The 16,946-nt window shown below is 71.9% G+C and carries 16 protein-coding genes; 5 read left to right on the top strand and 11 right to left on the bottom strand.

The genetic code is table 11. From position 1 onward, the window contains the following. The 6 genes from A949_RS0109100 to A949_RS0109075 form a co-directional block, all read right to left on the bottom strand. Positions 1 to 595, bottom strand: a 595-nt coding sequence (locus A949_RS0109100; protein WP_019355699.1) for an ABC transporter permease, incomplete at its 3' end; no start/stop codon positions are given. Further along, positions 592 to 1,404, bottom strand: a complete 813-nt coding sequence (locus tag A949_RS0109095) for an ABC transporter ATP-binding protein (RefSeq protein ID WP_019355698.1) — start codon at positions 1,402 to 1,404, stop codon at positions 592 to 594. The genes A949_RS0109100 and A949_RS0109095, both read right to left, overlap by 4 nt. Before the next feature lie 146 nt (positions 1,405 to 1,550). Further along, complete coding sequence (locus A949_RS32945) at positions 1,551 to 3,764, bottom strand: MMPL family transporter (protein WP_051019433.1); 2,214 nt, start codon at positions 3,762 to 3,764, stop codon at positions 1,551 to 1,553. Positions 3,765 to 3,979: 215 nt separating this feature from the next. Beyond that, on the bottom strand, positions 3,980 to 4,270 hold the full coding sequence (locus A949_RS0109085; RefSeq protein ID WP_019355696.1) for a hypothetical protein: 291 nt from the start codon (positions 4,268 to 4,270) through the stop codon (positions 3,980 to 3,982). Continuing rightward, complete coding sequence (locus A949_RS0109080) at positions 4,267 to 4,683, bottom strand: ArsR/SmtB family transcription factor (protein WP_019355695.1); 417 nt, start codon at positions 4,681 to 4,683, stop codon at positions 4,267 to 4,269. Before A949_RS0109080 ends, A949_RS0109085 begins: the two co-directional genes overlap by 4 nt. A gap of 411 nt (positions 4,684 to 5,094) precedes the next feature. After that, positions 5,095 to 6,120, bottom strand: a complete 1,026-nt coding sequence (locus A949_RS0109075) for a hypothetical protein (RefSeq protein WP_019355694.1) — start codon at positions 6,118 to 6,120, stop codon at positions 5,095 to 5,097. Between the two features lie 476 nt (positions 6,121 to 6,596). On the opposite strand from A949_RS0109075, the gene A949_RS0109070 reads away from it, so the two are divergent. The 5 genes from A949_RS0109070 to A949_RS0109050 all read left to right on the top strand — a co-directional run bounded on the left by A949_RS0109070 (position 6,597) and on the right by A949_RS0109050 (position 11,253). Then, positions 6,597 to 6,869 carry a hypothetical protein gene (locus tag A949_RS0109070; protein WP_158687566.1) on the top strand — a complete coding sequence of 91 codons (273 nt, stop codon included), beginning with the start codon at positions 6,597 to 6,599 and terminating at the stop codon, positions 6,867 to 6,869. 121 nt (positions 6,870 to 6,990) lie between these two features. Continuing rightward, the gene (locus tag A949_RS32940; RefSeq protein ID WP_019355692.1) at positions 6,991 to 8,898 is read left to right on the top strand and encodes a nucleotidyltransferase domain-containing protein; all 1,908 of its coding nucleotides are present in this window, start codon (positions 6,991 to 6,993) and stop codon (positions 8,896 to 8,898) included. Between the two features lie 20 nt (positions 8,899 to 8,918). Continuing rightward, positions 8,919 to 10,013: a hypothetical protein gene (locus A949_RS32935; protein WP_158687565.1), complete on the top strand. Its 1,095-nt coding sequence runs from the start codon at positions 8,919 to 8,921 to the stop codon at positions 10,011 to 10,013. Continuing rightward, a complete protein-coding gene (locus A949_RS0109055; RefSeq protein WP_019355690.1) occupies positions 9,994 to 10,785 on the top strand; it encodes an SDR family NAD(P)-dependent oxidoreductase in 792 nt (263 codons plus the stop codon). The genes A949_RS32935 and A949_RS0109055 overlap by 20 nt, the downstream gene beginning before the upstream one ends. 30 nt (positions 10,786 to 10,815) lie before the next feature. Further along, complete coding sequence (locus tag A949_RS0109050) at positions 10,816 to 11,253, top strand: NUDIX hydrolase (protein ID WP_019355689.1); 438 nt, start codon at positions 10,816 to 10,818, stop codon at positions 11,251 to 11,253. A 310-nt stretch (positions 11,254 to 11,563) separates the two neighbouring features. On the opposite strand, the gene A949_RS0109045 is transcribed toward A949_RS0109050, so the two are convergent. The 5 genes from A949_RS0109045 to A949_RS0109025 form a co-directional block, all read right to left on the bottom strand. Continuing rightward, the gene (locus A949_RS0109045) at positions 11,564 to 12,064 is read right to left on the bottom strand and encodes a hypothetical protein (RefSeq protein WP_019355688.1); all 501 of its coding nucleotides are present in this window, start codon (positions 12,062 to 12,064) and stop codon (positions 11,564 to 11,566) included. A 152-nt stretch (positions 12,065 to 12,216) separates the two neighbouring features. Next, positions 12,217 to 14,070, bottom strand: coding sequence for a dihydroxy-acid dehydratase (gene ilvD, locus A949_RS0109040; protein WP_019355687.1), 1,854 nt, complete (start codon positions 14,068 to 14,070; stop codon positions 12,217 to 12,219). Positions 14,071 to 14,256: 186 nt separating this feature from the next. Continuing rightward, on the bottom strand, positions 14,257 to 14,964 hold the full coding sequence (locus A949_RS0109035) for a TetR/AcrR family transcriptional regulator (RefSeq protein WP_019355686.1): 708 nt from the start codon (positions 14,962 to 14,964) through the stop codon (positions 14,257 to 14,259). Next, positions 14,961 to 15,848 (bottom strand): sugar phosphate isomerase/epimerase family protein, encoded by an 888-nt coding sequence (locus A949_RS0109030; RefSeq protein WP_019355685.1) that lies wholly within the window; start codon positions 15,846 to 15,848, stop codon positions 14,961 to 14,963. The genes A949_RS0109035 and A949_RS0109030 overlap by 4 nt, the downstream gene beginning before the upstream one ends. Before the next feature lie 95 nt (positions 15,849 to 15,943). Then, entirely contained in the window at positions 15,944 to 16,876 is a 933-nt protein-coding gene (locus tag A949_RS0109025) for a Ppx/GppA phosphatase family protein (RefSeq protein ID WP_019355684.1), read from the bottom strand. Positions 16,877 to 16,946: the final 70 nt, after the last annotated feature.

The following is a 16,946-nucleotide window of genomic DNA, read 5'->3' as shown; positions in this document are numbered from 1 at the left end:
ACATGGGCAGCACGTCGGAGATCGCCTCCAGGGCGGGCTGCATGCTGCTGCGCGGTGCGAACAGGCCGCAGAGCAGGATCTGCGGGAAGATCACCGCGGGCATGAACTGCACCACCTGGAACTCGGACGCGGCGAAGGCGGAGACGAAGAGCCCGAGCGCCGTGCCGAGCAGCGCGTCGAGCAGGGCGACGAGCAGCAGCAGCCAGGGCGAGCCGGCGATGTCGAGGTCCAGCAGCCCGACCGCGACGCCGGTGGCGGCGGATGCCTGGACGACGGCGAGCGCGCCGAAGGCCAGGGCGTAGCCGAGGATCAGATCGGCCTTGCCCAGGGGCATCGACAGCAGCCGCTCCAGGGTGCCGGAGGTGCGCTCGCGCAGTGTGGCGATGGAGGTGACCAGGAACATCGTCACCAGCGGGAAGATGCCCAGCAGCGAGGCCCCGATGCTGTCGAAGGAGCGCCGGTCGGCGTCGAAGACGTAGTAGAGCAGGACCAGCAGCAGGACCGGCACGAGCAGCAGCAGGGCGATGGTGCGCGGGTCGTGGGCGAGTTGGCGCAGGACCCGGCGGGCGGTGGCGAAGGTACGGGCGGCGTTCACGGGGTGCCTCGCAGGGGGTGGTCGGCCGGCTCGGTGCGGGCGGATTCGACGAGTCGGAGGAAGGCGTCCTCGACGGTGTCGCTGCCAGTGGCCTCGCGGAGTGCCTGCGGGGTGTCGGCGGCGAGCAGGGTGCCGTCCCGGACGAGGAGCAGGTGTTCGCAGCGGTCGGCCTCGTCCATCACGTGCGAGGAGATCAGCAGGGTGGTGCCGTGTGCGGCCAGGCGGTGGAAGAGGTTCCACAGGTCGCGGCGGAGCACGGGGTCGAGGCCGACGGTGGGTTCGTCCAGGACGAGCAGCTCGGGGGTGCCGAGCAGGGCGACGGCGAGGGAGACGCGGGAGGACTGGCCGCCGGAGAGGTTGCCCGCCAGGTCGTCGGCGTGGGAGGTGAGGTCGACGTCGGCGAGGGCCCGGGTGACGGCGGCGGCGCGGTCGGCGCGCGGGATGCCGAGGACGGCGGCGTAGTAGTCGAGGTTCTGCCGGGCGGTCAGGTCCGCGTAGACGGAGGGGGACTGGGTGACGTAGCCGACGCGGGAGCGCAGCGGTGCGGAGCCCGCGGGCCTGCCCAGGACGTCGAGGGTGCCGGTGACCTTGGCCTGGGTGCCGACGACGGCCCGGATGAGGGTGGATTTGCCGCTGCCGGAGGGCCCGAGGAGGCCGGTGACGGTGCCGGGGGCGATGTCGAAGGAGAGCTGGTCGAGGACGCGGCGGCGGCCGCGGATCACGGTCAGGCCGTGGGCGTGGACGGCGGGCGGGTCCGCGGCCTGACCGGCGGTGGGCGGCTCGGCGGAGCCGGGCGGAGTTTTATTCATCACGTGATGAATTATGTGTCGCGTGGTACGGGAGCGTCAAGCGGCCGGACCGAGAACGGCGGTGCCGGAGCCCCTGCGTGACAGCAGGGACCCCGGCACCGCCGGTGGGACGGAAACACCGCTCTCGGGCGGCGGGTCCGGTCCGGTCAGACGCGCTCCAGCGCACGGCCTCCCGGGCCGCCGGGGCTCCCGGCCTCCCCGGCGTCGCCCTCCTCCGGAGTGCCGGACCCGGCAGCCGGCCGCGGGGCGCGGCCCAGCCGGCTCGGCCACCAGATACGGGCCCCGATGTCGAGCGCCAGCGACGGCACCAGCACGGTGCGGACCAGGAACGTGTCCAACAGGACGCCGATCCCGACCAGCACCCCGAGCTGGGCCATCGACACCAGCGGCATCGAGGCGATGACCGCGAAGGTGGCCGCCAGCACGATGCCCGCCGAGGTGATCACACCGCCCGTGGAGCTGAGCCCGGTCAGCACACCCGCCCGGTGGCCCCGCAGCACCACCTCCTCGCGGACCCGGGTCATCAGGAAGATGTTGTAGTCGATGCCCAGCGCCACCAGGAACACGAAGCCCATCAGCGGGAGGGAGTTGTCCACGGCGGGGAAGTCCAGCAGGTACGCGAAGACCAGATGCGAGGCCCCCAGCGCGCCGAAGTAGGACAGCACCACCGTGGCCAGCAGCACCAGCGGCGCGAGCAGCGAGCGCAGCAGCGCCACCAGGACGAGCAGGACGACGGCGAGCACGACCGGGATGACGACCTTCAGATCGCTCTCCGCCGCGCGCCGGGTGTCCAGCGACTCCGCCGTCGTACCGCCCACCAGGGCCTCGGCCCCGTCCACCCGGTGCACCGCGGTGCGCAGCCGGTCGACGGTGCGCTCGGCGGCCGCGCTGTCCGGCGCGTCCCGCAGGACCACCGACAGCGAGGTCAGCGACCCGTCGGCGGTGCGGTCGGCGGTCTCGACGGACTCCACCCCGGGAACCGCGGCGGCGGCCCGCTCGGTCTCGGCCCGCTCCGCCGTCCGCACGACCACGGTGGCCGGGTCGGAGGAGCCGGACGGGTAGTGCGCGGAGAGCTTCTCCTGGGCGACCACCGACTCCGGCTTGTCCTGGAACATCTCCGCGTTCGTCAGGCCCATCGTGATCCCGGTCGCGCTCAGCGCCAGCACGGCCGTGACGGCCACGGACATCAGCCACGACCAGCGCGGACGGCGATCCAGCAGCGCACCGATCCGGGTCCAGACGGTGCGGGGGCCGGCGTCCCGCCCGGACTCCTCCGCCGCCGGAGCCCCGGTGCAGCGCGGGACGAACGGCCAGAACACCCAGCGGCCCGTCACCACCAGCAGCGCGGGCAGCACGGTGATCATCGCCAGCAGGGCGCAGACCACACCGACCGCTCCGACCAGGCCCAGCGAACGCGAGGAGTTGATGTCCGCGAAGGCCAGGCAGGCGAGCCCCACGGCGATGGTGCCGGCCGAGGCCACGATCGCCGGACCGGAGCGGCGCAGCGCCAGCCGCATCGCGTCGTGCCGGTCCTCGTGGCGGTGCAACTCCTCCCGGTAGCGGGCGATGAGCAGCAGCGCGTAGTCGGTGCCGACCCCGAAGACCAGCACCATGAGGATGCCCGCGCTCTGCGGATCGACGGGCAGCGCGGCGTACTTGGCCAGCGCGAAGGTGGCGACCTGGGTGAGGACCGCGGCGAAGCCGACCGACAGCACCGGGACGAGCCACAGCAGCGGACTGCGGTAGGTGAGCAGGAGCAGCAGCGTGACGACGGCGCCGGTGGCCAGCATCAGCGTCGAGTCGAGATTGTCGAAGACCTCGATGCTGTCGATCAGCGACCCGGCCGGGCCGCCGACCTCGACATCCAGGCCGGGCGGCGCGTTGGCCGCCGCGACCGAGCGGACCTTCTCCACGTCACCGGTGACGTCGTCCCCGGCGGTGGAGAGCGGCACCACCAGCATCAGCGCCTTGCCGTCCGCGGACGGTACCGGCCCGCCGATCTGCTCGCCGGGGGCCGCCAGCGGAGCGAAGGCGGCGCGGTCGGCGCGGGCCTCGGCGGCGTCGGCCGGGGTGGTGGCGGACCCGCGGGAGTAGACGACCACGGCGGGGATGATCTCGTCCTCGCCGCGGAACTTCTCCAGTTCGGTGTTGACCTGGGCCGACTCGGCGCTGCCGGGCAGGAACGCGTTGGAGCTGCTGTCCTCGACCTCGCCGAGCTTGCCGGCCAGCGGGCCGAGGGCCGCGACGAGGATCAGCCAGGCCGCGAGGACCAGCCACTTGGCGCGCCTGCCGCCGGGGGCCGTGGCCAGCCGGCGCAGCACGGGGGTTCTCCCGGCCGGGGGTCGGGGGCGGGCAGGCATGGGTAACCTCCATGGGTGTGGGTGCGGGACGCGAGGGGTTCGCGGAATGCTCGCGCTCACAGGTACGGCCGGGAGTTGCCGCTCCCGGCCGTACGAGCGCCGGTGGCCGCCTGGATGCGGCGGAGGTGACGTCGTACGGGGCCGTACGGGGCCCTGGAGTGGAAGCCCAGGAAGTCCTGGAAGTCCAGGAAATCCCGTACGGGGTGCTGCGGGGGCTACTCGACTTCGCGCATCATCTTCTCCATCGAGGCGATCGACTGGCGCGCCTGCGTCAGCTCGTCCAGGGTGCGGCGGTGCAGCTCGACGTTGTCCTCCAGGAGCTGCGCGTACTTGTCGGTCAGCGCCTTGTACTGGTCCTCGCGGGCGGCCAGCATGCGGGCCCGCCAGGTGGCGGCGATCTGCCAGACGATGACGATCAGCAGGACGAAGACGCCTCCGGTGCCGAGCGCCGCCGCCCAGATCCCGGCCGGATCGACCTCTGCCGCGGTCGTGAGCTGCTCGTTCACTGCGTTTCCTCTTTCTCGTCCGGGGCTGTCCCGTGCTGCGCTGTCCCGTCCTGCGCTCCGCCGCCGCCCGGGGGTGCGGCGGTTCTCCCGTCCGGTGCCCGGTCCGTGAGGGTGCGCGCCGCCTCCGCGACGGCCTGCGGGGTCAGGGCGTAGCCGAACGGCGCCACCTCGAAGAACTTCATCGCCTTGCCGCTGTCCGACAGCTCCAGCGTGCCGACCACGAGGCCGGCGGCCTCCAGCCGCTGGAGGTGCATGTGCAGCAGCGGACGGCTCATGCCGATCTCGCGGGCGAGTCCGCTGACGTAGTTGCGGCCCCCGGCCAGTGCCGCGACGATCCGCATCCGGTGCGGATTGCCGAGCGCCGCCAGGACCTTCAGCAGCTCGTCTCCGGAAGGGGCCTCGATCGCGCCCACCGCGGCCCCTCTCCCTCGGGTGTGTAAGAAGAATCTGACACGTGGCGAAACGGCGTGTCGAGCCCAACTGCCTGCTGTCCGGGGCAGTTCAGGGTTCCCCCTGAGACGGCTGCGGGAGGACCCTCGGGGTCCTCCCGCAATCAGGAAGCGTCAGTGACCCCACGCGCGCTCCACACCGCCGCAACTGCGACGCCTTGCACTGCAAAGGTGACGGCTGGCAGCAGAACGCCGCTGTCCTCGACCTCTGCTGCACCGCGGCCGTGGCTGGGCCCGGCCTTCTCCGGCAGCGTGCCGGCCCGGTCGGGGTCATCGGCTGCATGCCCGGGGGTGGCCCGCGCGAGCGTAGCGGGCTCCTGCCTCGGTTCTCCTACCAGGAATGACCGGCGTGAGCGTGGGTGATGCTCCGGTGCGTCAGGCGACGAGCCGGGTCGCCCGCTCGCGGAGTTCCTGCGCCTCCGGAGCGCCGTCGTACCGGCGCAGGCGGACGCGCATGTCCTGGAGTGCGGCCCGGACCTTCACCGAGCGGACGCCGTCGGCGCAGTCGAGGAAGTCGCGCCACGTGGCCATGGCGCCGTCGACGTCGCCCAGGCGGAGCCGGACGCCGCCGAGGTCGGCGAGGACGATGGCACGGGTGCGGCGGCGGTCGAGGCCGTGAATGTCGAGGGCGAGGTGCAGGTGTTCCTCCGCGGCGTCGAGGTCGCCGAGCCGGGAGAGGATCATGCCGGATTCGTGGGCCCAGCGGCCGGGGGAGTAGTGGGCGGCCCAGGAGTCGCCGGGCGCAGCGGTCGGCTTGCCGATGGCGGTCTCGGACATGGCGAGGTGCTTGGTCGCCATGCGACGGTCGTCGTCCTGGGCGGCGGCGTTGGCAAGGGTGGCCTCGTAATAGGCGACCGCGCGCGGGTTGTCGAGGTTGCGGCCGTACTCCACGCAGGCTTCGCCGAGCTGAACGGCTTCGGCTCGGTAGCCGAGGTCGACGCACTGTACGGCGAGGCCGCGGAGAGCCGTCGCTGACAGTTCCGGGTCGCCTGCCTCCGCGGCCAGGCGGAAGGAGTGGGCGTAGTAGCGCTGGGCGAGTCCGCGTAGTTCGGGGGTGTCGCCTTCGTCCTGGGCCATCCAGCCGGCGAGGTGGACGAGCTGGGAGGTGGCAGCGAACAGGTCTCGCCCGGTGGTTTCGGTGAAGTTGCCCTCCAGCCAGGGGGCGACGTCCTGGGTGAGATAGCGGACGGCCAGGTGGCGGGCGTGCCCGCCACCTAGTTCGGAGGCGGAGTCGCCGAGTGCCTTGACCATGTGTCGTACGGCGGCCACCTCGCCTTGGCCGACGCGGACGACTCCGGGAAGCGCGGTCTTGGTTCGGCGGGTGATGCTGTCCATGTCGGGCAGGCCGAGTGCGGACAGCGCGTATCCGCTGGAGGCGAGGATGAACTCCCGGCGTTCCACGTCGCTCCTTCCCAGGTGCAGGACTGACGCAACGGTATCTGTGTGGGGTGCCGCTGGCGCGGGCTCCGGGAGGTTGATGGCTTCGGGATCCAGTGCCAGCACCTGCGCGATGTAGGGCCACCAGTGGCCGGGGGTTCGTTCGCCTTCGATCCATCGCCGGGCGTGCTGACGTTGCAAGCGGCGCGGATCACCGCTTTCGGCGAGGCCGAGTGCCCGTGCCAACTCAGATGGTCCCCAACCGCGCTCCTGGCAGGCCCGCTTGATCAGTTCCGCGACGGCTGGGTTCCTCGGCACCCCGTCACCCTCCCCACCTGGATTACACGGGATTACGCAGGACTACATCCTGGGCCCTGTCCCGGGAGCACGGCCCGTCGTTCACTGGACATCACTCCGCAGATCTCCGAATGGCTCAAAAAAGCCCTGTTCAGGGCCTGTTGGCTGCTGCCCGGAAACGTTGAGAGGAACCGACGGTGCCGATGTCCACTGACAACGGACGGACCCGCACGATCGCGCTCTCGCACCAGCCCAGTGCGGCACGGGGCTCCGCCGTCCGAGAGGCGGTGATGAGCCGTTTCCACGTACCCGACCCGTTGGAGACAGCCCTGAGCTGGGTGTGGGCCCTCGGCACGGCTGCCGGGCTCGCCATGGTCGGGCTTCTGGCCCACACCGAGTACTCCTCCCCACAGGTCCCGTTGGCACAGCCGACGCTCAGTACCGAGGACCCTCCGGCAGCCGACGGCCCTGTATAGGCACTCCGCACGTTCTTGCCCCGCCCGGGGACGAGGACGGAGCCCCATCGAGGTATTGCCGCAGGCCGTCGATGGCGCCTCGCAGACGTACCCGCTCCGCATCACCAGTGAAGGGAAGCCGATGTCCAGCCCGTACGACAGCGACACGTATCCCCTCCCCGTCTCGGTCGCGTTCAGCGGCCCCGACAACACCGGGAAGACCAAGCAGATCGGAATCCTCGCCCGGTGCATGGGCCCGACCGCGACATCAGCGGGCCCGCTCGACCACTACGACCCGCGCTGGACCGCCATCGAGGCCGACGGCATGGCCCGCTGGTGGTTCGAGACCGGCCCGGTCGAGGAGGTCGCCGACGTCCTCGCCTCCTCCTACCTGGAACGCTCCCGACATGCCTTCTCCGCGCCGGTGCGCCTGCTGGACCGGGGCATCCCGATGCTGGAGGCGTCCGTCGCCGCGACGGTCGCCGTGCGGGAGGACCTGGGCGCCGAGCAGGCTCTGGACCGGGCCCGGCTCCTGCTGGCCCCGTACGAGACCGATCTGCGTTCCGCTGAAGAGAACGAGCACGCCCTCGTCCTCCTGCACTGCGACAACCCTGAGGAAGGCACCCGCCGGAGCCTGGCCCACGAGGTGACCGTCACCGGGACCTACGCGGCGTACCAGCGCCACCTCCACGAGCAGATCAACCGGCTCGTCGACGAAGGCCGCTTCCCGATGTCGATCCGCATCGGCGACCGGCCGACCATCGCCGTCCAGGACGAGGTCCGACGGCTCCTGGCGCCCCTGCACCCGGACGTGCCTGGGAGGGCTCTGGCCGGAGTGCACGTCACCGCGCTGGGCGGCATGTCGGAGAGCGGTAAGAGCACGGCCGGCGAGTACCTGCGCACCCAGCACGGCCACGCCCGCCTCAAGATCGGGTACCTCATCGAGGACGCGGCCGGGCGGGCGGGGATTCGTGATCCATATCGGCTGGGCTCGGTCGTGCAGGCCGAGCTGATCGTGGACGCGCTGGACCGCTTCTGCCAGGCCCACCACTTCCTCGACTCCGTCAGCATCGAGTCCTTGCACGACTTCGACTCGACCGCCGAACTCGCCCGGATGCTCGGACCTCAGCTCACCGTCGCCTATCTGGACGCTTCCGAGGCCACGCGCACCCGGCGCGGCACCTCCGGGGCCCAGGACGTCGCCGACCGCGACCTCATCAAGCGCGCACGAGGCGCTGACAAAGTCCTCTCCATCGCCCACGAGGTCATCGGCAACGACGGGCCGCGCCTGGAACTGGATCGGCGGCTGGACCGCATCGCACTCAATCGCCGCTGGCCGGAGCACCAGCCCTCCACCATGCCGGTCAACGGGCTCGGACTCCCCGTACACCTGGAGTCCTACCTGGCCGAATTACTCGACCGCACCACCGGCCTCCGCCCGCTGATCGACCTGCTCGTCGTCACCGGCAGCGGCGCCCGGGGCAAGTACCAGCACGGCTGGAGCGACCTCGACATCCTGGTCGTGGCCGACGCCTCCTCCCTCGACGAGATGCGCCAGATCCTCGCGGAACTGGAGACCGAACTCGGCGGGGTCAGGCTGGGCATGACCGTATTGACTCGCGCCGAGTGCCGGGCCGGCGCCATCACCTCTCGACTCCTTCACGTTCTTGCTCTCATCGGCAGCGGGGCGCTGGTCCCCTTGTGGTCCACCCCCGGCCTGGTTCTGCCCGCTCCGGACGCGGTCACCGACGTCGCCGCAAGCCTGCGCGACGGTATCCAGGCCGCCATCGAGATCCGCCGCCAACTCCTCAAGGGAAGCCCCGACCTCCGCGCTCTCTACAAGGTCACCGCGCTGCTCGCGAAGATTCAGCTCCGCTTCGGTGGGGTCGAGAGCCCCTCCGACCGCGACGCCCTCACCGTCCTCCTCGACGCCACACGACAGGACACGAGTCTGGTCACCACCGCCCGCACCGAGCCGCTCGCTGCCGAAGCGCTCGCGCTCCTCGTTCTCCAGGCTTGGCTGGACACCCTCCCTGGGGAGACGCGGTGAGCGCGAACGTCCAACGGCCCATGGCAACAACGAGTGTCTTCCACAAGCCGGTGGCGACCCGGGAGCGGGCCGAAGCCGAGGCGACGGGATGGGCACAGCTCGCCTCCCGCATCGCGGTTCCGGTCCTTCACGGGCAGATCGCGTCACCGGACGGACGACTCCTCGCGTACGAAGACGTCTTCGCCACCGGCCGGTGCAGGTTGCTCCTGGGCGACGTGATCGCCCTCGCCGACCGCGAACCGCTCGTCCAGCCCCGCCTGGACCGCCTCGTGGACGGCATCTGCACCGACCTGCGGGCAGCGGCTGAGGAGACCGGGAAGAGCGTGCCGCTGGCCGAGTGCGTCCCGGACCTCTACCTCAACCGCATCCGCCCCGGTAGCCGTCTGGACCGCTGGTACCTGCGCCGCGACCTGCCACTCACCCTGCCCCACACCGATACGACCCTCACCCTCCGGGAACTGGCTGACTTCACCCTCACTGCCAACGGCAGACCGCTGACGTTGAACGTCGCCGACACCATCGACAACCTCCGCCATGCCCTGGCTCCCGACCGCCGCAGGCTCGCGGGTCTCACACAGGGCGACCCCACGGAACCGAACATCGCCGCCCCGCTGTGCTGGCTCGACTTCGAGTTCGCCGGCCGCAACACCGTCGCGGGCGAGACCGCCAACCTGCTCTGGTACCTGATGGCCCTGGGCGGCTGGCTCGTCCCGCGCTACCAGCCCGACGTGTACGCGCGCACCCTCCGCCTCGCCCTGCCATCCCTGACCCGCCCGGGCATCGAGCACCTGGAACTGCACCGGAGCAGTCGGCACATCGATGTCCGTTACTCCTGGAACACCGGCCCCGGCCGCGCTGCCGCCATCACCCGTGCACTGGACTGCCTTCACAGGGAGAACGGCAGCGGTCAGGAGGAGATCCGTGCCTTTCTCGCCCTGCGCGTCCTCGGCGTCATCCCTCCCTCCCGACTCACCGGACACGACCTTCTGCTCGTTCTGGTCAAGCTCGCTGAGATTCAGGACCCGCACACGACGCTCGACGCCTTCTTCACCACCACACCCGCCCCTCATCCCCACTCCGGCGAATGGAGCAGCCATGTCCCTGCCCCTGCTTGAGGCTCCTCTCCAGACCTGGCCGCTCCAGGGCCGCACCGCCCTCGTCACCGGCGGGGCCACCGGCATCGGCGCCGAGATCGGACGGGCCCTCGCTGCCGCCGGAGCGACTGTCGCGATTAACCACCTCGGCCAGGACCCCGACGCTCACGCTCTCCTCGCCGCCTTCGAGCACGCGGGCAGCCCCGGGATCGCGGTGAACGCCGATCTGACCGATCCAGGCTCCGTTCATGCCATGGTCGGCCGCGTCCGCGCCGAGATCGGACCCGTAGACATCCTGGTGAACAACGCCGGTTCCTACCCCCGTGTTGCGTGGCAGGACACCGGCGAGACAGCTTGGAACCACTCCCTCGACGTGAACCTCACCGCTCACTACCGCGCCTGCCACGTGCTCACGCCCGGCATGATCGAACGCCGCTGGGGCCGGATCGTGAACATCGGCAGTGTCACCGCCCGCGCCGGCCGGACGAACCTCGTCGCATACAGCACCGCGAAGGCGGGGCTGCTGGGACTGACTCGCTCCCTGGCCCGCGAACTGGGCCCATACGGGATCTGCGTCAACACGGTCCTGCCCGGGGCCATCCAGGTCGAGGCCGAGAAGACCCTCCCCGCCCGGCACCGTGCGCGGCCGGAGGACCAGATCAAGCGCCAGTGTGTTCCGCGTCGTGGGCGGCCCGAGGATGTCGCGGCTCTGGTGGCATTTCTCGTGGGCCCTTCCGCCTCGTTCATCACGGGGCAGTCCATCCACGTCGACGGCGGCTGGCTGTTGCACTGAGACCACCGACGAGCAAGGAGACAAACCGAAATGATGGAACGAGTCCGCGCCGTCCTCGTCACCGCAGACGACACGACGCTGGTCATCCGCCGCACCCGGCCCGGCATCCCCGCATACTGGGTCCTGCCCGGCGGCGGCGTCGAACCCAGCGACCGGTCCCGGGAGGCGGCCCTCCACCGGGAGATCCACGAGGAGATCGCGGGGAAGGCCGACATCATCCGCCTCCTCCACACGATGGAGTCCGACGACGAGCGGCAGCTCTTCTACCTCGCTCGCATCGCGACCTGGTCCTTCGACGACCGCACCGGTCCCGAGTTCAGCGCCGAGGGCCGCGGTGAATACGCGCTGGAAGAGATTCCGCTGACCATGGAGGGGCTCGACGGTATCGACCTCAAGCCCGAGGAGATCGCCCACGTCCTACGGGGAGCCATCAAGGCGGGAAGCCTCGGTGTCGAGGCACCGCTCTGAGCCTTCGAGCACGTCAGCACGGCGTCCGGGCCGACTCTGGGATGAGTCGGCCCCGATGGCATCCGTATGCACTACCGGCTCGACGTCGGCTCGATGCCGCAAGCTCCGGGCGTGGTGACGGGAAACGCGCCGCGCCCGCGTCTCCTCGGGCCGAGCGGCGCTGCTACCGGACCAGGCCGAGTACCGGCTGCTGTCTCTCAACGTCCAGTCGAAGGTCTTGCACAGCTGTGACCAGGCCCTGGTCTCCGACCAGGGCCTTCATTACGGAGCGGGTGACGGGAATCGGTTTCGCGCTCTCAGCCCGGGAAGCTCAGCGCCTGCCCTTCCGGCGGCGGGCGGCGGGGTTCCCGGTGCGGGCGCTGCGCTGTCGTTCGTGGCGGGCGCGGGCCGCCTCGTACTCGGCGCGGTGCAGCTTCTCGCCGGGGGCCTCGACGCAGCTGCGCAGCGCGTAGGCGAGCAGCACCCCGATGAAGCCGATGAGCCGGATGCTCCGCATCGAGGACTCGGCCGCCGCGTCCCGCTCGTCGGGGCGGCGGCCGTAGGAGGTGAGGGTGCGGGAGAACGCGAGCGCGCTGCACACCGCGAACGCGGCGACCAGCAGCAGGCTCGCCCAGCTGCCGATGTCGGCCAGCACCACGCCCTGGTACGCGAAGCGCAGCACGACCGCGCCCGCGGCGGCCGCAAGCACCGCGCCCACCCCCAATGCGGCGCGGCGCAGCGCGTAGCCGCCGGAGTGGTCGACCCACGTGGTGCCGTAGAAGCGGAGCGGTTCGGGGGCCGGTGCGTCGGGGTTTCCGTGGTCCTGGGGCACGTCTCGATTATGGCCCGGGAGCGGCGCCGCGCCCGCCGGGCCCCTCCGGCCCGCGGCCCGGCGCTCCCCGGGGCCGCCGTTCCCCGGGCCGCCGACCCCTGGGCCGCGGTCCCCTGGGCCGCCGTCCTCGGGCCGCCGTTCCCCGGGAGGTGTCAGCGCTCCAGCTGGGTCACGTCGCGGACGGCACCCCGGTCGGCGCTGGTGGCCATCGCCGCGTAGGCGCGCAGCGCGGTGGAGACCTTGCGCTCGCGGCCGACGGGCGCGTACCGGCCGGCCAGCGCCTCGCGGCGGGCGGCGAGCGTCTCCTCGGGGACGTCCAGGCGCAGCTGCCGTTCGGGGATGTCGATGACGACCGGATCGCCGTCCTCCACCAGCGCGATCGTGCCGCCGCCCGCCGCCTCCGGGGAGATGTGGCCGATGGACAGCCCCGAGGTGCCGCCGGAGAACCGGCCGTCGGTGATCAGCGCGCACGCCTTGCCCAGCCCGCGGCCCTTGAGGAACGAGGTGGGATAGAGCATCTCCTGCATGCCGGGGCCGCCCTTGGGGCCCTCGTAGCGGATGACGACGACGTCGCCCTCCCCGACCGTCTTGTCGAGGATCTTCTGGACGGCCTCGTCCTGGGACTCGCAGACCACGGCGGGGCCGGTGAAGGTGAGGATCGACTCGTCGACGCCCGCGGTCTTCACCACGCAGCCGTTCTCGGCCAGGTTGCCGTACAGCACCGCCAGCCCGCCCTCGGCGGAGTAGGCGTGCTCGACGTCGCGGATGCAGCCGCCCGCCGCGTCCGTGTCCAGCGACTCCCAGCGCTCGGACTGCGAGAACGCCTCGGCGGAGCGCTTGCAGCCGGGCGCCGCGTGGAAGAGCTCCACGGCCCGCGGCGCGGGCGAGTCGCTGCGGATGTCCCAGGTCTTGAGCCACTCCTCCAGCGAGTCGGCGTGCACGGTGCGCACGTCCTCGTTGAGCAGCCCGCCGCGGTGGAGTTCGCCCAGGATGGCGGGGATGCCGCCGGCCCGGTGCACGTCCTCCATGTAGTAGGTGCCGCCCGGGGCCACGTTCGGGGCGACCTTGGCCAGGCACGGCAGGGCGCGGGAGAGCTGGTCGATGTCGTGCATCGTGAACTCCAGCCCGGCCTCCTGGGCCGCGGCCAGCAGGTGCAGGATCGTGTTGGTGGAGCCGCCCATGGCGATGTCCAGGGCCATGGCGTTCTCGAATGCGGCGCGGGAGCCGACGTTGCGCGGCAGGACGCTCGCGTCGTCCTGGTCGTAGTAGCGCCGGGCGATCTCCACGACCGTGCGGCCCGCCGTCTCGTACAGCTCCTTGCGGGCGGTGTGGGTGGCCAGCACCGAGCCGTTGCCGGGCAGGGCCAGGCCGATGGCCTCGGTGAGGCAGTTCATGGAGTTCGCGGTGAACATGCCCGAGCAGGAGCCGCAGGTCGGGCAGGCGTTCTCCTCGATGCGCAGGATGTCCTCGTCGGAGACCTTGTCGTTGGCGGCCTCGGACATCGCGTCGATCAGGTCCAGCTTGCGGACGGTGCCGTTCACCAGCGTCGCCCGGCCGGCCTCCATGGGACCGCCGGAGACGAAGACGGTGGGCACATTGAGCCGCATGGCGGCCATCAGCATCCCGGGGGTGATCTTGTCGCAGTTGGAGATGCAGATCAGCGCGTCCGCGCAGTGCGCCTCGACCATGTACTCGACGGAGTCGGCGATCAGGTCCCGGGAGGGCAGCGAGTAGAGCATGCCGCTGTGGCCCATGGCGATGCCGTCGTCCACCGCGATCGAGTTGAACTCGCGCGGGATGCCGCCCGCGGCCTTGACCGCCTCGCTGACGATCCGGCCCACCGGCTGCAGGTGGGTGTGGCCCGGCACGAACTCGGTGAAGCTGTTGGCGACCGCGACGATCGGCTTGCCGAAGTCCTCGCGCGCTACACCGGATGCCTGCATGAGGGCACGCGCCCCCGCCATGTTGCGTCCGTGGGTGACGGTGCGGGACCTCAGCTCGGGCATGGCTGCCCCTCCCTTGGTGCGGGCGGCCGCCACGGCGGTGGGCCCGGCGACCGCTGCGGTACGTATCCGAGATGATCCGAGATGAACACTGCCGTACGAGGGAATCGTGCGGTACGTGGAACATCCGAGCGTACGCCTACCGCTCAGGATCCGGACAGGGGGTCCGGATGGTGGACGGAATCGGGCTCAGCCCGTGGTCCGCAGCCCATGGCCGCCCGCCGGGCCCCGCTCACCCGCCGGGTCCGGCCCGCCCGCGGGGGCCGGACCGGTGAGATGGTGCTGGACGACCGACGCCAGTCGGGCGGTCACGGTCGCCAGCGGCTCGGAGGCCAGCGGCTCCAGTCGGATGACGTGCCGCAGCAGAGCCGCACCGACCAGTTGGGCCGCCGCCAGCGCGACCCGCAGCTCCGCGTCCGGCGCGGCGAGCCGGGCCGCCAGCCGGCTGAGCAGGTTCCGGGTCAGCAGGCCGCGGAAGACGGCCGCCGCCCGCTCGTTGTTGACCGCCGAACGGACGATCGCCAGCAGCGGCGCCCGGGTCGCGGGGTCCTCCCACGTCTCCAGGAACCTGCGGGTGACGGTCTCCCCCACCGCCTCCAGCGCGGTCTCCCGGACCAGCTCCGGGACGATCAGCACCGGCGCGATGGCACCCTCGACCGCGGCGGCGAACACCTGCTCCTTGGTGCCGAAGTAGTGGTGGACCAGCGCCGCGTCCACCCCGGCGCCGCGTGCGATGGCCCGGACGGAGACCTTGTCGTAGCCGTGCTCGGCGAACTCGCCCCGGGCCGACGCCAGGATCCGCTCCCGCGTCCCGGGCCCGTCCTCGGTACGCCGCGCCGGGCGGCCCCGCCTGCGGGGTGCGGGCGCCGGCTCCCCGGCTGCGGAGCCCCCGCTCACGCCTTCCTCCGGCCCATGCGGCGGCCGGCGGCCCGTCGGCCGCCCCGCTCGTCGCCGGTTCCGTCGGCCGGAGCGGCGCCGGGGGCGGCGAGATGCAGCCGGGTGTAGGCCAGGGCCTCCGCCAGGTCCTCCTCGCGCTCGGCAGCCGACATGGCACGCCGCGTGTTCACCTCGACGACCACATGGCCGTCGAACCCGCGGGCGGCCAGCCGCTCCAGGACCTCCGCGCAGGGCTGCGCGCCCCGCCCCGGGACCAGGTGCTCGTCCTTGGCCGAACCGCTCCCGTCGGCGAGGTGCACATGCCCCAGGCGGTCGCCCATCCGGTCCACCATGGCGAGGGTGTCGTTGCGGGCCGTCGCCGTGTGCGAGAGGTCGATCGTGAAGTGCCGGTAGTCGTTCCGGGTGGGGTCCCAGTCGGGTGCGTAGGCCAGCATCTCCCGGTCCCGGTAGCGCCAGGGGTACATGTTCTCGACCGCGAACCGCACGTCGGTCTCGTCCGCCATCCGCCACACCCCGCGCTCGAACTCCCGCGCGTAGGAGCGCTGCCAGCGGAACGGCGGATGCACCACGACGGTGGACGCACCGAGCGTCTCGGCCGCCGCCCTGGCCCGGACCAGCTTCGCCCACGGATCGGTGGACCAGACGCGCTGCGTGATGAGCAGGCACGGCGCGTGCACGGCCAGGATCGGCACCCCGTGGAAGTCGGACAGCCGCCGCAGCGCCTCGACGTCCTGGCTGACCGGGTCGGTCCACACCATGACCTCGACGCCGTCGTAGCCGAGGCGCGCGGCGATCTCGAAGGCCGCAGCCGTCGACTCCGGGTACACCGAGGCCGTCGACAGTGCGATCTTCGCCTGGGGGACCCGCACGCTTTCGATGCCCACCCAGCCACCCTAAGCGCGGTTCGCCACCCGTGAGGGACCGGCCCCCGCCGCCCGGCCGCCGGGCCCGGCACGCCGGCGGCCGCCGCGAGCGGGGCTCACACCGTGCGGAGACGGTCCAGACGGCGCAGGATGATGCCCTCGCGGAGCGCCCACGGGCAGATCTCGACCTCGGAGACGGCGAACAGATCCAGGGCCGCCTCCGCCACCAGCGCGCCCGCCAGCAGCTGGCGGGCCCGCCCCTCCGAGACCCCGGGCAGGGCCGCGCGCTCCTGCGCGGGCATCACCGCGAGCTTCGGCACCCACTCCTCCAGCGCCCCCCGGCCCAGCACCCGGCGGGCGTAGAGACCCTCCGCACTGCGCGGCGCTCCCGCCATCCGGGCGAGCTGCTTGAAGGTCTTGGAGGTGGCCACCACGTGGTCGGGCGGGCTGAACCGGTTGAACTCCCCCACCGTGCGGGCGATCTCCGCGCGCACATGCCGCCGCAGGGCCCGCACGTCCTCCGGGGCGGGCGGGTCGCCCGGCAGCCAGCCGGAGGTGAGCCGCCCGGCGCCCAACGGCAGCGACACCGCGGCGTCCGGGTCCTCGTCCAGCCCGTAGGCGATCTCCAGCGAACCGCCGCCGATGTCCAGCACCAGCAACCGCCCCGCCGACCAGCCGAACCAGCGCCGCACCGCGAGGAACGTCAGCCGCGCCTCGTCGGCGCCGGAGAGCACCTCCAGCTTGACGCCGGTCTCCGCGGCGATGCGGTCCAGCACCCGCTCCGCGTTGGCCGCCTCGCGCACCGCGGAGGTCGCGAACGGCAGCAGCGCCTCGACCCCCTTGTCCTCGGATATCTGCAGCGCCTCGGTGAGCGTGGCGCAGATCCGGTCGATGCCCTCCTCGCTGATCGACCCGTCCGCCTCCAGGAGTTCGGCCAGCCGCAGCGCCGTCTTGTGGGAGTAGGCCGGCAGCGGCCGGGCTCCGGGGTGCGCGTCCACCACGAGCAGATGGACCGTGTTGGATCCCACATCGAGGACACCGAGTCTCATACCCAGCACGCTAGCCTCCTCACCGGTCCGCCGCTGCGGGTACCTCCAGGTCGGGCCCCGGGGCATCTCC

This window comes from Streptomyces sp. AA1529 (assembly GCF_000280905.1).
GTDB lineage: Bacteria > Actinomycetota > Actinomycetes > Streptomycetales > Streptomycetaceae > Streptomyces.
Note: the sequence above shows the minus strand (reverse complement) of the source record. Positions and strands in the feature narration are given on the sequence as shown.

Bases quoted from the DNA above. Each gene is read 5' to 3' on its own strand.
- A949_RS0109050 (WP_019355689.1), top strand. From the start codon at position 10,816: ATGATGGAACGAGTCCGCGCCGTCCTCGTCACCGCAGACGACACGACG.
- A949_RS0109095 (WP_019355698.1), bottom strand. From the start codon at position 1,404: ATGAATAAAACTCCGCCCGGCTCCGCCGAGCCGCCCACCGCCGGTCAG.
- A949_RS0109025 (WP_019355684.1), bottom strand. From the start codon at position 16,876: ATGAGACTCGGTGTCCTCGATGTGGGATCCAACACGGTCCATCTGCTC.
- A949_RS0109070 (WP_158687566.1), top strand. From the start codon at position 6,597: ATGTCCACTGACAACGGACGGACCCGCACGATCGCGCTCTCGCACCAG.
- A949_RS32940 (WP_019355692.1), top strand. From the start codon at position 6,991: ATGTCCAGCCCGTACGACAGCGACACGTATCCCCTCCCCGTCTCGGTC.
- A949_RS0109055 (WP_019355690.1), top strand. From the start codon at position 9,994: ATGTCCCTGCCCCTGCTTGAGGCTCCTCTCCAGACCTGGCCGCTCCAG.
- A949_RS32945 (WP_051019433.1), bottom strand. From the start codon at position 3,764: ATGCCTGCCCGCCCCCGACCCCCGGCCGGGAGAACCCCCGTGCTGCGC.
- ilvD (WP_019355687.1), bottom strand. From the start codon at position 14,070: ATGCCCGAGCTGAGGTCCCGCACCGTCACCCACGGACGCAACATGGCG.
- A949_RS32935 (WP_158687565.1), top strand. From the start codon at position 8,919: ATGGCAACAACGAGTGTCTTCCACAAGCCGGTGGCGACCCGGGAGCGG.